Source organism: Pseudomonas sp. 8 R 14 (assembly GCF_900005955.1).
Taxonomy (GTDB): domain Bacteria; phylum Pseudomonadota; class Gammaproteobacteria; order Pseudomonadales; family Pseudomonadaceae; genus Aquipseudomonas; species Aquipseudomonas marginalis.
In genome coordinates this window covers 257487-270177 of record NZ_CVTH01000077.1, presented here as the reverse complement: position 1 = coordinate 270177, position 12691 = coordinate 257487, and the positions used below count along the sequence as shown (strand labels likewise).

13 protein-coding genes are annotated in these 12691 nt (G+C 63.2%); 8 read left to right on the top strand and 5 right to left on the bottom strand.

Annotated features, from left to right (window positions below; all coding sequences use genetic code 11):
- Position 1: 1 nt before the first annotated feature.
- The 7 genes from hflC to cfaB all read left to right on the top strand — a co-directional run bounded on the left by hflC (position 2) and on the right by cfaB (position 7236).
- Positions 2–991, top strand: a complete 990-nt coding sequence (gene hflC / locus BFQ01_RS21385) for a protease modulator HflC (protein WP_161985718.1) — start codon at positions 2–4, stop codon at positions 989–991.
- Positions 988–2022: a protease modulator HflK gene (gene hflK, locus BFQ01_RS21380; protein WP_065926788.1), complete on the top strand. Its 1035-nt coding sequence runs from the start codon at positions 988–990 to the stop codon at positions 2020–2022. The genes hflC and hflK overlap by 4 nt, the downstream gene beginning before the upstream one ends.
- Positions 2019–3905, top strand: coding sequence for a cation-translocating P-type ATPase (locus tag BFQ01_RS21375; RefSeq protein ID WP_065926787.1), 1887 nt, complete (start codon positions 2019–2021; stop codon positions 3903–3905). Before hflK ends, BFQ01_RS21375 begins: the two co-directional genes overlap by 4 nt.
- A 116-nt stretch (positions 3906–4021) precedes the next feature.
- Positions 4022–4273, top strand: a complete 252-nt coding sequence (locus tag BFQ01_RS21370) for a BufA2 family periplasmic bufferin-type metallophore (RefSeq protein ID WP_053127493.1) — start codon at positions 4022–4024, stop codon at positions 4271–4273.
- A gap of 66 nt (positions 4274–4339) precedes the next feature.
- Positions 4340–5185 carry an MNIO family bufferin maturase gene (locus BFQ01_RS21365; RefSeq protein ID WP_065926786.1) on the top strand — a complete coding sequence of 282 codons (846 nt, stop codon included), beginning with the start codon at positions 4340–4342 and terminating at the stop codon, positions 5183–5185.
- Positions 5176–5964, top strand: coding sequence for an HvfC/BufC N-terminal domain-containing protein (locus tag BFQ01_RS21360; protein WP_065926785.1), 789 nt, complete (start codon positions 5176–5178; stop codon positions 5962–5964). The genes BFQ01_RS21365 and BFQ01_RS21360 overlap by 10 nt, the downstream gene beginning before the upstream one ends.
- 87 nt (positions 5965–6051) lie before the next feature.
- Positions 6052–7236, top strand: a complete 1185-nt coding sequence (gene cfaB, locus BFQ01_RS21355; RefSeq protein ID WP_065926784.1) for a C17 cyclopropane fatty acid synthase CfaB — start codon at positions 6052–6054, stop codon at positions 7234–7236.
- A gap of 77 nt (positions 7237–7313) precedes the next feature.
- On the opposite strand, the gene cls is transcribed toward cfaB, so the two are convergent.
- Positions 7314–8753, bottom strand: a complete 1440-nt coding sequence (cls, locus tag BFQ01_RS21350; RefSeq protein ID WP_065926783.1) for a cardiolipin synthase — start codon at positions 8751–8753, stop codon at positions 7314–7316.
- Positions 8754–8883: 130 nt separating this feature from the next.
- On the opposite strand from cls, the gene BFQ01_RS21345 reads away from it, so the two are divergent.
- On the top strand, positions 8884–9405 hold the full coding sequence (locus BFQ01_RS21345) for a DUF3617 domain-containing protein (RefSeq protein WP_027608200.1): 522 nt from the start codon (positions 8884–8886) through the stop codon (positions 9403–9405).
- 97 nt (positions 9406–9502) lie between these two features.
- Here BFQ01_RS21345 and BFQ01_RS21340 read toward each other — a convergent pair whose 3' ends face one another.
- Genes BFQ01_RS21340 through BFQ01_RS21325 form a run of 4 tightly spaced genes read right to left on the bottom strand, consistent with a single transcriptional unit; the run spans position 9503 to position 12689 of the window.
- Entirely contained in the window at positions 9503–10840 is a 1338-nt protein-coding gene (locus BFQ01_RS21340) for a dihydroorotase (RefSeq protein WP_065926782.1), read from the bottom strand.
- Positions 10841–10843: 3 nt separating this feature from the next.
- The gene (locus BFQ01_RS21335) at positions 10844–11404 is read right to left on the bottom strand and encodes a gamma carbonic anhydrase family protein (protein ID WP_027608202.1); all 561 of its coding nucleotides are present in this window, start codon (positions 11402–11404) and stop codon (positions 10844–10846) included.
- The gene (gene hisI / locus BFQ01_RS21330; RefSeq protein ID WP_083244917.1) at positions 11401–11814 is read right to left on the bottom strand and encodes a phosphoribosyl-AMP cyclohydrolase; all 414 of its coding nucleotides are present in this window, start codon (positions 11812–11814) and stop codon (positions 11401–11403) included. Before hisI ends, BFQ01_RS21335 begins: the two co-directional genes overlap by 4 nt.
- Positions 11811–12689 carry a metal ABC transporter substrate-binding protein gene (locus BFQ01_RS21325; RefSeq protein WP_065926781.1) on the bottom strand — a complete coding sequence of 293 codons (879 nt, stop codon included), beginning with the start codon at positions 12687–12689 and terminating at the stop codon, positions 11811–11813. Before BFQ01_RS21325 ends, hisI begins: the two co-directional genes overlap by 4 nt.
- Positions 12690–12691: the final 2 nt, after the last annotated feature.

Here is a 12691-nt window from a genome sequence, read left to right as displayed (position 1 = left end):
TCTGTTGAGCGCTCATTCTCACGATCATGGTCACCACCACGGCCACCATCACCATCATCACGGTGATGAACAGGCGGCGGGTCCTTTCCCTTGGCGGCGTATGGCCTGGGCGGTGTTGCTGGTGCTGTTCGCGGTGGCGGCGGCGAGCCTGGTGCAGGTGCGCTCCGGCGAGGCCACGGTGATTACCCGCTTCGGCAACCCGTCGCGGGTGTTGCTGGAACCGGGCCTGGGCTGGCGTTGGCCGGCGCCGTTCGAGGCGGCGATCCCGGTGGACTTGCGCCTGCGCACCACCTCCAGCGGCTTGCAGGATGTGGGTACGCGCGACGGCCTGCGGATTATCGTGCAGGCCTATGTGGCGTGGCAGGTGCAGGGCGATGCCGACAATGTGCAGCGCTTTATGCGCGCCGTGCAGAACCAGCCGGATGAGGCCGCGCGGCAGATCCGCACCTTCGTCGGCTCGGCGCTGGAAACCACGGCGGCCAGCTTTGATTTGTCCAGCTTGATCAACACTGAGGCCAGCCAGGTGCGCATTGCCGATTTCGAGGCGCAGCTGCGCCAGCAGATTGATCAACAATTGCTCACCACCTATGGCGTGCGCGTGGCGCAGGTGGGGATCGAGCGCCTGACGTTGCCGTCGGTCACACTCACCGCCACCGTCGACCGCATGCGTGCCGAGCGCGAAACCATCGCCACCGAACGCACGGCCGTGGGCAAGCGCGAGGCCGCGCAGATTCGCTCTGCGGCTGAGCGTGACGCGCGCATCGTGCAGGCCGATGCCACGGTGAAAGCCGCCGACATCGAAGCCCAGTCACGGGTCGAAGCCGCGCAGATTTATGGGCGTGCCTACGCCGGCAATCCGCAGCTGTATAACTTGCTGCGTTCCCTGGATACCTTGGGCACGGTCGTGACCCCCGGCACCAAAATCATCCTGCGCACCGACGCCGCGCCCTTTCGCGCGTTGGTGGACGGGCCCAAGGACGTTCAGCCATGACCGAGCGTGACAGCCCGGACAGCCCCTGGATCCAGGCCGGGCGCCTGACGTTCCTGGCGTTGTACGCGGTGACGGTGTTGGCCGCATTGGCATGGGCGTTTTCCAATGTGCGGCAGATCGACCCGCAGAACCGTGCGGTGGTGCTGCACTTCGGCGCCCTCGACCGCATCCAGAATGCCGGGCTGCTGCTGGCCTGGCCGCAGCCGTTCGAGCAGGTGGTGTTATTGCCGGCGGCCGACCGGGTGATCGAGCGTCGGGTGGAGAACCTGTTACGTTCCGATGCGGCGGTGCAGGCTGATCGTGTGGCCAGTTTCGCCACGCCCTTGAGCGATGCCCTGGCCGGCTCCGGCTACCTGCTGACCGGCGATGCCGGAGTGGTGCAGCTGGATGTGCGGGTGTTCTACAAGGTCACCGAACCCTACGCCTTTGTGTTGCAGGGCGCGCATGTGCTGCCCGCCCTGGATCGCCTGGTGACCCGAAGCGCCGTGGTCCTGGCGGCGGCGCGCGATCTGGACACGATCCTGGTGGCGCGCCCCGAATTGATCGGTACCGACAACGGCGCCGCCGAGCGTCGCGAGCGGCTGCGGGGTGACTTGGTGCAAGGCGTCAACAAGCGCCTGGCCGAGTTGGCCGCCACCGGTCTGGGGCTGGGCGTCGAGGTGACGCGGGTCGATGTGCAATCGAGCCTGCCGGGCCCGGCGGTGAACGCATTCAACGCCGTACTCACCGCCAGTCAACAAGCCGACAAAGCCGTGGCAAACGCCCGGACCGAAGCGGAAAAACTCACCCAGAGCGCCAACCAGCAGGCCGACCGCCTGGTGCAGGTCGCCCACGCCCAGGCCAGTGAACGCCTGGCCAATGCCCAGGCGCAAACGGCCACGGTCGCCAGCCTGGCCCAGGTCAAAGACCCGGGCTTGCTGTTGCGCCTGTACCGCGAGCGTATGCCGAAGATTCTCGGCCAGGCCGGTTCGGTGACCACGGTCGATCCTAAAGACGACTCCCGCTTGATCATCCAGGGAGCCGAACAATGAGCGCACCCATGCTGACCTCCGCCGAGCAGCGCAGCGCTGCCCGGCAATTGACCCTGGCCATGCTCGCCCTTGGCTTGCTGATGCTGGGGCTGGTATGGCGCTGGCTGGCGCCGGACCAGACGGGCGTCAGCCAGTTGCTGCTCGGTGTGGCCTCGTTGCTGGTGGCGGTGCCGGTGATGCGCTCGGCCTGGTACAGCCTGCGTTTTCCCAGCCTGCATGGCATTACCGACCAACTGATCGCCCTGGCGATGCTCGGCGCCTGGGCCACCGGCGATCTGCTGACCGCCGCGCTGCTGCCGATCATCATGATCTTCGGCCACGTCTTGGAAGAGCGCAGCGTGATCGGCTCCCAGGAGGCGATTCATGCCCTGGGTAAACTGACCCGCAGCCATGCGCGGCGGGTGCAGGTCGACGGCAGCATCATCGAAGTGGATAACGGCACGCTGAGCACCGGCGATATCGTCGAGGTGCGTGCCGGTGATCGGGTGCCCGCCGATGGCGTGGTGCTGTCGGGCCAGGCGAGCCTGGACACGGCGCCGATCACCGGCGAGTCGGTACCGTTGGAAGCCAGTGTGGGTGTGCAGGTGTTTGGCGGGGCGATCAACCTCGATGGCCTGTTGCGCCTGCAAGTGACGCGCACCGGCAACGAGTCGACCCTGGGCAAAGTCATCGCGCTGATGCAGAACGCCGAACGTTCCAAGCCGCCGATCACGCGGCTGCTGGAGCGTTACGCGGGCAGCTATATGGTGTTGGTGTTGCTGCTGGCGGCAGTGACCTGGTTTGTGACCAATGACGCCCAGGCGATGCTCGCGGTGCTGGTGGCGGCGTGCCCATGCGCCCTGGTGCTGTCGGCACCGGCGACGGCGATTGCCGGGATCGCCGTGGCGGCCCGGCATGGGATCCTGATTCGCAGCTCGGCGTTCCTCGAGGAGTTGGCGGACCTGACCTCGCTGGTGGTGGACAAGACCGGCACCCTGACTTTTGGCACCCTGCGTTTGCAGTCCATCGAGACCTCGTCGACCGACCGCCAGGCGCTGCTCAACCTTGCGGCCAGCCTCGGTTCGGCCAGTAGCCACCCGGTCAGCCGTGCGTTGGCGGGGTTGGCGACTCAGGCGCAAATGCTGGCGCTCACGGATATTCGCGAGCGCCAGGGCTTGGGCGTTGTGGCACAGACCGAGCAGGGCGAAGCGGCGTTGGGCCGTCCCGAGTTGTTCGAGCAATTGGGTATTGTCACGACGACGGTGCCGAACCATGACGGCCCGATTGCCGGGCTGGCTCTGAACGGGCAGTTCCTGGCCTGGCTGCTGCTGGCCGACAGCGTCAAGCCGGAGGCGCGCCAGGCCCTGCAAGAGTTGCGGGATTTGGGCCTGGGTCGTCAACTGCTGCTCACTGGCGACCGTCAAAGCGTGGCCGACAGCCTGGCGCTGGACGTGGGCATCAGCGATGTCGAAGCCCAGGCGTTGCCGGAAGACAAGCTCAACCGCGTGCTTGGGGAAATCGGCAGCGGCTTCCGGCCCATGGTGGTCGGTGATGGGATCAACGATTCCCTGGCGCTCAAGGCTGGCGTGGTTGGGGTGGCCATGGGCGCGGGTGGGGCGGACATTGCGCTGGCCTCGGCGGATGTGGTGTTGATCGGCAGCGACCTGCGGCGCCTGGGCACCTGTGTGCGCTTGAGTCGCCAGTGCCGGCGTACGTTGCAGGTCAATGTGGTCATCGGCCTGGGCTGGACGTTGGCCATCGTGGTGTTTGCCGCCTTTGGCTGGCTGGGCGCTGCGGGGGCGATGATTGCGGCGGTGCTGCATAACCTCAGCACCTTGCTGGTACTGGGCAATGCCGGGCGTTTACTGCGGTTTCAGGAGCCGCTGTCGAAGCTTGAGGATTAATTTCAGAAATATTTGCACACGACTGTAACGCCGATAAGGGGCCTCACTCTAGTGGTGTGTCGAGACTGAGCACTCCGTTCAGACCGACGCCACTACCGATCATGAGGAATACAAGAATGAACATTAAATCCGCTGCTGCTGGTGCTGCCCTGGCGATGGCCGCCGCCACCATGTTTGCTGGTGTTGCGACCCAGGTACAAGCCGCCGATGCGCAAGTGCATTGCTACGGCGTGACGTCCTGCAAAGGCATGAACGACTGCAAAACCGCTGAAAACGCCTGCAAGGGCCAGGCGGTGTGCAAGGGCCACGGCTTCAAGGCCATGACCAAGGCCGCCTGTGACGCAGCGGGCGGCAAAGTCGGCGAATAACCGGCAAACGAGTGCAACCGCAGTGGCAGTCCCCACCGCTGCGGACACTTTGCCCAGGAGCGAGTCATGTCCGCGTCCCTTCCAAGTCTGGGTTACGGCCTGGGTTTACGCAGTGAGTACTACCAGCAGATCCTTGAACAAGCGCCGGCCGTGGATTGGTTCGAAGTGATCTCCGAGAACTATCTGGTGCAGGGCGGTAAAGCCTTGTACTACCTGGATGCGATAGCCGAGCGTTACCCGTTGGTGATGCACGGTGTGTCCCTGTCCATCGGCGGCCCCCACCCCGTCGACATGGACTACCTGAAACACCTCAAGCAGCTCGCGGAGCGTATCCAGCCCGCGTGGATTTCCGATCATTTGTGCTGGAGCCGTGGCAGCGCGCACCAGTTGCATGACCTGCTGCCCCTGCCTTACACCGAAGAAAGCCTCTACTACGTAGCTGCTCGCGTTCGCCAAGTGCAGGATGTGTTGCAGCGCCCGCTGGTGCTGGAAAACGTATCCAGTTATGTGCGTGCCAAGGCGGATGAATTCACCGAATGGGAATTCCTCAATGCCCTGGCCCACCTGTCGGGCTGCCAGTTGCTGCTCGACGTTAACAATGTGTATGTCAGTGCGCGCAACCATGGCTTCGATGCCTGGACCTTTATCCGCAACCTGCCGCCCGACAGCATCCGCCAGCTGCATCTGGCCGGGCATATGGATTACGGCGACTACGTGGTCGATACCCACGACCATCCGGTGTGCGACCCGGTGTGGGCGTTGTATCAACAGACCCTGGAGCATTTGGGGCCGGTCTCGACGCTGTTGGAGCGCGATGACCATTTCCCGCCGTTCGAAGCGCTGCTCACCGAGCTGGAAAAGGCCCGGAAGCTGGGCGCCGCAGCCTTGGCCCGGAGGTCGTTATGCGCCTGACCGACTGGCAGTTGGCCTTTGAACAGCACTTGTCAGCGCAGACGCCTGATGCCAACAGTGGCTTTGCCGCCACGTTATTGGGCGGACCGACGCTGGATGTAGACACTGGCCTGGCGATCTATCACAACGCTTATCTGGCACGGCTGCAGGAGGTGTTGCGGCACGACTTCAGCGCCATCCGGTATTGGCTGGGGGATGATGAGTTTGCGCTGCTGACGCAAGCCTATGTGCGTCGTTATCCGTCGGCCCACTACAGCCTGCGCTGGTTGGGCGAGCGGTTTCCGGCGTTTATCCACGAGCACCTGGTGGCCGAGCAAAGTGCGCCGCTGGTTGAACTGGCCCAGTTGGAGTGGGCCTTCACCCTGGCGTTCGATGCGCCGCAGGGTGAGCCGCTGACCCAGGATGATATGGCGGTGCTGCCGCCCGAGGATTGGCCCGGTTTGCAGGTCTCCCTGACACCATCCGTACAGCAGCGGCTTTGCCACTTCAACACCGTGGCCATCTGGCGTGCCAGCAAGGATGGCGCGGATTTCCCCGACAGCCACACCTTGGACTTCGCACAGATCTGCCTGGTATGGCGCGATCAGAATGTGTGCCGTTATCGAAGCCTGGGACCGGCCGAGGCGTTTGCGCTGGCGGGGATGGTGACGACCGGTTGGCGCTTCGCAGAACTGTGTGCGCAACTGGCAGTCACTTATGGAGAGGGTGCACCACTGCAAGCGGTGACATGGCTGAAACAGTGGATCCAGGACGGTTTGCTCCAGCGCCGGGCCCCATAGAAGAACGCTATCAAATCGATAGCCTCCTACTTTTTCTCGGGATGGTCTACCCTCATTCCAGACGTCTGAAACAAGGGGGGACTACTCATGCTCGCGCAACTTCCACCGGCCTTACAGAATCTTCAGCTGCCGCTGCGTCTTCGACTCTGGGATGGCCATGAATTCAACTTGGGCCCCGAGCCCAGTGTGACCATCGTGGTGAAGGACCCCACGGTCGTGCCCCAACTGACCCATCCCACACTCGACTCGTTGGGTGAAGCCTTCGTCGAGGGCAAACTGGAGCTGGAAGGTTCCATCAGCGAAGTGATCCGGGTCTGTGATGAGTTGAGTCATGCCTTGGTCGAGGACGACGGCGCGAGTCTGCCGGTGCGCTCGATCCACGACAAGGCCACCGACGCCGCGGCTATTTCCTACCATTACGACCTGTCCAACGAGTTCTACCAGCTATGGCTGGACCAGGACATGGCGTACTCCTGCGGTTATTTCGAAACCGGCAGCGAATCCATCGACCAGGCCCAGCAAGACAAATTCCGCCACCTGTGTCGCAAGTTGCGCTTGCAGCCAGGCGAGTACCTGCTCGACGTAGGCTGTGGCTGGGGCGGCCTGGCACGTTTCGCAGCGCGTGAGTTCGGGGTGAAAGTGTTTGGTATCACCCTGAGCAAGGAACAGCTGGCATTGGCCAAGGAGCGGGTGAAAGCCGAGGGCCTGGAAGACCAGATCGACCTGCAACTGCTCGACTACCGCGATCTGCCCCAGGATGGTCGTTTCGATAAAGTGGTGAGCGTAGGCATGTTCGAACACGTCGGCCACGCCAACCTGGCGCAATACTGCAAGACCCTGTTTGGTGCCGTGCGCGAAGGCGGCCTGGTGATGAACCACGGCATTACCGCCAAGCACACCGACGGCCGGCCTGTTGGCCGTGGCGCCGGGGAGTTTATCGAGCGTTATGTGTTCCCCAACGGCGAACTACCCCATTTGGCGATGATGACCGCCGAGATCAGCGAAGTCGGGCTGGAAGTGGTCGACGTCGAAAGCCTGCGCCTGCATTACGCGCGCACCCTGGACCATTGGAGCGAGCGCCTGGAAGACAACCTGGAAGCGGCGGCGAAGCTGGTGCCGGAGCAGGCGTTACGCATCTGGCGGCTGTACCTGGCCGGGTGTGCCTATGCGTTTGCGCGGGGCTGGATCAACCTGCACCAGATCCTCGCGGTGAAGCCTCACGCGGATGGCAGCCATGAACTGCCGTGGACGCGGGAAGACATCTATCGCTGAGCTGATGTTCCAGAAAAGTGGAGATCCAACTGTGGGAGGGGGCTTGCTCCCTCCCACATTTTTTACCGCATTGGCCGTTAGAGAATCGGTGAGATCAAGCGCGCCACCCGCATGCCCAGTTGCTGCAGGCGGCGGGTCTCGCGGCTTTCTTCCTGGCTCACTTCATGGGCCTGGGCGAAGTCGTCCAGCAGCATCTGTTCCACCTGCTTGGCGAAGGCTTCGTCGACCGTCAGCAACATCACTTCGAAATTCAGCCGGAATGAACGGTTGTCCATGTTCGCACTGCCGATGGCGCTGATCTCGTTGTCCACCAGCACCACCTTCTGATGCAAAAAACCCGGCGTATAGCGGAACACCCTGACACCGGCGCGCACCGCTTCGATCGCATACAGGCTGGACGCGGCGTACACGATGCGGTGGTCGGGCCGCGATGGCAGCAACAGGCGCACGTCCACGCCCCGCAGGACCGCCAGGCGCAGGGCGGCGAACACCGCTTCGTCGGGGATGAAATATGGGCTGGTGATCCACACGCGCTCGGTGGCCGCATGGATGGCCTCGACGAAAAACAGCGAACAGGTTTCATACGGATCGGCCGGGCCGCTGGCGAGCAATTGGCAGAGCACGCCGTCTTCGGGGTAGGCGTCCGGCAGGATCAGCGGCGGCAGCTCGCGCGCGGCCCAGAACCAGTCCTCGGCAAACGACTCCTGCAAACACGCCACCACCGGGCCGGTGACTTGCACATGGGTATCGCGCCATGGTGCCAATGGCGGTTTTTTGCCCAGGTATTCATCGCCCACATTGTGCCCACCGACAAACCCGGTGACACCGTCCACCACCACGATCTTGCGGTGGTTGCGGAAGTTGACCTGGAAACGATTGAGCCAACCGCTGCGGGTGGCGAATGCCTTGACCTGCACCCCGGCGTCGCGCAGCGATTGCACGTACTGATGGGGCAGGGCGTGGCTGCCGATGCGGTCGTACAGCACGTAGATGCCCACGCCTTGGGCGGCCTTTTCCTTCAACAGCGCCTGTAACTGACGGCCGAGTTCATCGTCATGAATGATGAAGAACTGAAACAGCACGGCGGTTTTGGCACTGCGAATGGCGTCGAAGATTGCACTGAAAGTGGCCTCGCCGTTGATCAGCAAGCGCACTTCATTGTTTGCCAGGCACGGCATGCGCCCCAGCTTGGGCATGGCGCGTAACGAGGCGTAGGCGCTGGAGTTGCGCGCAGCGAGAGCCTCCTCGACCCAGGGGCGCCAGTTCAGCTCGGTGATCGCGGTGTGCATTTCCTGGTTGGCCTGGCGACGGGCCTGGATATACGCGTCGAAGGTGCTGCGGCCAAAGATCAGGTAGGGGATCAGGGTGAGATAGGGCATGAACATCAGTGACAGGGCCCAGGCGATCGAGCCTTGGGCGGTCCTGACGGTCAGCACCGCGTGGATCGCGGCGAGAGTCCCGAGAAAGTGCAGCGTGGCGATGAAGTAGGCGAGCAGGTGCGGGCCAAAGAAATCCATGGACGACGGTACTCCAGGCAATCCAATGCCTAACAGACCATGAACGGCTGCGAATGTCGCTATTTTATTTGGCGTGCAACACTGGCACTTTTGCGGCGTCTAACGCCCACAATTGCCCAGGAGTTACCCAATGAATGCTCGTCTGCTTGGTTTGGCCATGGTTGTTGGTTTGTCGTTGCCGCTGGCAGCGCAGGCGCAGATGCTGGCGCCGGGCTTGTGGGAATTGACCACCAGCAACATGAAAGTCGATAACCAGGACCTGCCGGACCTGTCGCTGATCCTCGGTCAGCTCAAGCAGCAGATGACCCCCGAACAGCGCGCCATGCTGGAAAAACAAGGCATCACCATGGCCGGCAAAGGCGTGCAGGTGTGCCTCACCCCGGCACAAGTCGCCTCTGATTCGATCCCCCTGACCGACCCCCAATCGGGCTGCAAGCAGGAAGTGACCGACAAGACCGGCAACCAGTGGAAATTCCGCTTCAGTTGTCCCAAAGCCCAGGGCACCGGCGTCGCTACCTTCCAGAGCCAGAAAGAATTCACCACCACCGTCAACGGCACCTTCAATGCCACCGGCGTTCAGCAGAAGGGCAGCCTGGATACCCACGCCCAATGGCTGGGCACCGATTGCGGCACGGTCAAGCCTCGCGCTTAACCTGTAGGAGCGAGCTTGCTCGCGAAAAACCGGAGAGCGCCACCGGGTGTCAGGTCCCCTGCGTTATCGTTAACGCTCTTCGCGAGCAAGCTCGCGCCTACCTTAGGAAATGCAGCGGTAAACCCTGGCAGCTGTCGACCACCTGGCCGTTGTGCCAGGCCAGGTGGCCGGAGACCAGGGTGGTACTCACGCTGTGGCGAAAGCTGCGTTCGGCGAACGGTGTCCAGCCGCAGCGGGCAAGAATCGGCTCATCCCTGACCGGCTTTCTCTCGGGCTCCGGTTTGATCAGCACCAGGTCGGCCCAATACCCTTCGCGCAGGTAACCCCGGTCGGGGATGGCAAACAGGTCGGCGACACGGTGGCTGGTCTTGGCCACCAGGGTGGCCAGGGGCAGCAGCCCATCGGCGACCAATTCCAACAACGCCGGCAGCGCGTGTTGCACCAGGGGTAGACCCGCGGGCGCTTCACGATACCCCAACTGTTTTTGCGCCCAGGTATGCGGCGCATGGTCAGTGCCAATCACATCCAGACGATCACTCAGCAAGGCCAGGCGCAGGGCGTCGCGGTCGGCGCGGGTCTTGATCGCCGGGTTACATTTGATCTGGTGGCCGAGGCGGTGATAGTCACGGTCATCGAACAGCAGGTGATGCACGCAGACCTCAGCAGTAATGCGTTTTTGTGCGAGGGGTTTGTCTTCGAACAATGCCAACTCGCGGGCGCTGGTCAGGTGCAGTACATGCAGGCGCGTGCCGTGACGCTTGGCCAGTTCCACCGCGAAGGAGGATGAGCGATAGCAGGCTTCGGCATCGCGGATCAGCGGGTGGGCGACGGCGGGGATCCTGTCACCAAAGCGCTCACGCATGCGCTGCTCGTTGGCTTGGATGCTCGGCGTGTGTTCGCAGTGGGCCAGCAGAATGGTCGGCACTTCGGCAAACAGCCGTTCCAGGATCCGTGGGTCGTCCACCAGCATATTGCCGGTGGAGGCGCCCATGAACACTTTGACCCCGGCCACTTCGCGCGGGTCAAGGGCGGCGACGGTGTCGAGGTTGTCGTTGCTGACCCCGAAGTGAAAGCCGTAGTTGGCCACCGAGTGCAGGGCCGCGCGGCGCTTTTTATCGGCCAGGGCTTCCAGGTTCAGCGTGGCCGGGTTGGTGTTGGGCATGTCCATGACGCTGGTGATGCCGCCGGCTACCGCTGCGCGGGACTCGCTGTAGAAGCTGCCCTTGTCCGGCGCGCCGGGGTCGCGAAAGTGCACCTGGTCGTCAATCATGCCCGGCAGCAGCCACTGCCCGTGGGCGTCGATGGACACGGGCGCGGCGTTCCCGCCGATGCTGCTGGCGATCTTTTCGATACGGCCATGGGCGACCAGCACGTCGGCGTCGAATTCCTGGCCCTCGTTCACCAGGCGGGCGTTGCGGATCAGCAGGCGGCTCATGGCTCAGAACTCGTTTTGCAGGGCTTTGTAACCGCGTACCAGGTCGACGTTGGTACGTGCCACGTCTTCGGAAAACTCCGAGGCACTGACACTCACCGGCGGGAATTGCGACAGGTCGGTATTCGGCCCGATGCGGGTGGTGGAGGGCACGTAGAAGGCGGCGGGCAAATCACGGCCGTCGACCACCGAGTTATGGCGCACCACGCAGCCATCGCCGACGGCGCAGTTGAACAGCACGCTGTTGAAACCGATAAACACCCGGTCGCCGACGGTGCAGGGGCCGTGGACGATGGAGCGGTGGGCGATGGATGTAAATTCGCCTATCGTCACCGCCGCGCCGGACTTGGAGTGGATGACCACGCCGTCCTGGATGTTGGAATTCGCGCCGATGGTGATCGGGTCCATGGCGCCGCCGGCGTCGACTTCGTCGGCGCGGATCACGGCGTAGGGGCCGACAAACACGTTCTCGCCGATGATGACCTTGCCGCAGATGATCGCGGTCTTGTCGACGTAGGCCGATTCGGCAATCACCGGCAGATCACCGGAAGGGTTCTTGCGGATCATGCAAATGGCTCCGTAATGATGTGAACGTAGGCGCCCTCGAGGGCGTTGTAGAAACAGGTGTGGCGGCCGGTGTGACAGGCCGGGCCTTGCTGGTCGACGATCAGCAGTACCGCGTCGCCGTCACAATCCAGGCGCGCTTCCACCAACTGTTGCCAGTGGCCGGAGCTTTCGCCTTTGCGCCACAGCTGTCGGCGCGAGCGCGACCAATAGCAGACCTGCCCGGTAGCCAGTGTTTCGTTGAGGGCCTGGCGATTCATCCAGGCCAGCATCAGCACTTCGCCGCTGCCATGTTGCTGGGCGATGGCGGCGATCAGGCCATCGCTGTTCCACGGCAGGGCGTCGAGCACGGCGGCGAGTGGAAAGCGGCTGCCGACGGCAGCCCCTTCCAGTTCGAGCATGCTCAGGGTCACGGCCTGCTCAACGCTGCGCACAGGGTGTTGAGGTTGTACTCGAACAGCCCGGTGAAGGTGCTCGCCGGGCCTTCGGCAGCCAGGGCGTCGGAGTACAGCGTGCCGCCAATCTGCGCGCCGCTTTCATCGGCGATCTGCTTGAGCAGGCGCGAGTCCTTGATGTTTTCCATGAACACCGCCTTGACCTTGTCCTTGCGGATCTGGGTGATCAGCGCGGCAACTTCGGCGGCCGAAGGTTCACGTTCGGTGGACAGGCCTTGTGGCGCCAGGAACTGGATGCCATAGGCCTGGCCCAGGTAACCGAAGGCGTCATGGGAGGTGACGATGCGACGGTTACCCGGTGGCAGCGCGCCGAACTTGGTCTTGGCTTCGGCCAGCAGGCGGTAGATTTCTTTCAGGTAGGCCTGGCTGTTGCGCAGGTAGTCGGCCTTGTTGGCCGGGTCGGCGGCCACCAGTGCCTTGGTGATGTTGTTCACATAGATTTCGGCGTTGGCCAGGTTGTGCCAGGCGTGCGGGTCGGGGATGGTTTCGCCGTCTTCCTCCATGGTGTGGGAGATCACACCTTTGCTGGCGGTGACCACCGTGGCCTTGGTTTCGGTGCTGGTGACCAGGCGGTCCAGCCACGGCTCGAAGCCCAGGCCGTTCTTGATGATCAGCTTGGCCTTGAGCAGCGCCTTGGCATCGTCCGGGGAGGGTTCGTAGGTATGGGCATCGGCGTCGGGGCCGACCATGTTGCTGATCTGGATGTGATCGCCACCGATCTGGTGGGTGATGTCATCGAGAATACTGAAGCTGGTAACCACCTGGAGTTTGTCGGCGGCCTGGGCCATCGACAACGGCAGCAGCAAACTGAACAGCACGAGTAGAGCGCGCATCG

What these genes read in the sequence shown, in the direction of transcription:
- BFQ01_RS21345 (WP_027608200.1), top strand. Translation starts at nt 8,884, where the DNA reads ATGAATGCTCGTCTGCTTGGTTTGGCCATGGTTGTTGGTTTGTCGTTG.
- BFQ01_RS21375 (WP_065926787.1), top strand. Translation starts at nt 2,019, where the DNA reads ATGAGCGCACCCATGCTGACCTCCGCCGAGCAGCGCAGCGCTGCCCGG.
- BFQ01_RS21325 (WP_065926781.1), bottom strand. Translation starts at nt 12,689, where the DNA reads ATGCGCGCTCTACTCGTGCTGTTCAGTTTGCTGCTGCCGTTGTCGATG.
- BFQ01_RS21340 (WP_065926782.1), bottom strand. Translation starts at nt 10,840, where the DNA reads ATGAGCCGCCTGCTGATCCGCAACGCCCGCCTGGTGAACGAGGGCCAG.
- BFQ01_RS21370 (WP_053127493.1), top strand. Translation starts at nt 4,022, where the DNA reads ATGAACATTAAATCCGCTGCTGCTGGTGCTGCCCTGGCGATGGCCGCC.
- BFQ01_RS21360 (WP_065926785.1), top strand. Translation starts at nt 5,176, where the DNA reads ATGCGCCTGACCGACTGGCAGTTGGCCTTTGAACAGCACTTGTCAGCG.
- cls (WP_065926783.1), bottom strand. Translation starts at nt 8,753, where the DNA reads ATGGATTTCTTTGGCCCGCACCTGCTCGCCTACTTCATCGCCACGCTG.
- hflK (WP_065926788.1), top strand. Translation starts at nt 988, where the DNA reads ATGACCGAGCGTGACAGCCCGGACAGCCCCTGGATCCAGGCCGGGCGC.
- BFQ01_RS21365 (WP_065926786.1), top strand. Translation starts at nt 4,340, where the DNA reads ATGTCCGCGTCCCTTCCAAGTCTGGGTTACGGCCTGGGTTTACGCAGT.
- cfaB (WP_065926784.1), top strand. Translation starts at nt 6,052, where the DNA reads ATGCTCGCGCAACTTCCACCGGCCTTACAGAATCTTCAGCTGCCGCTG.
- BFQ01_RS21335 (WP_027608202.1), bottom strand. Translation starts at nt 11,404, where the DNA reads ATGATCCGCAAGAACCCTTCCGGTGATCTGCCGGTGATTGCCGAATCG.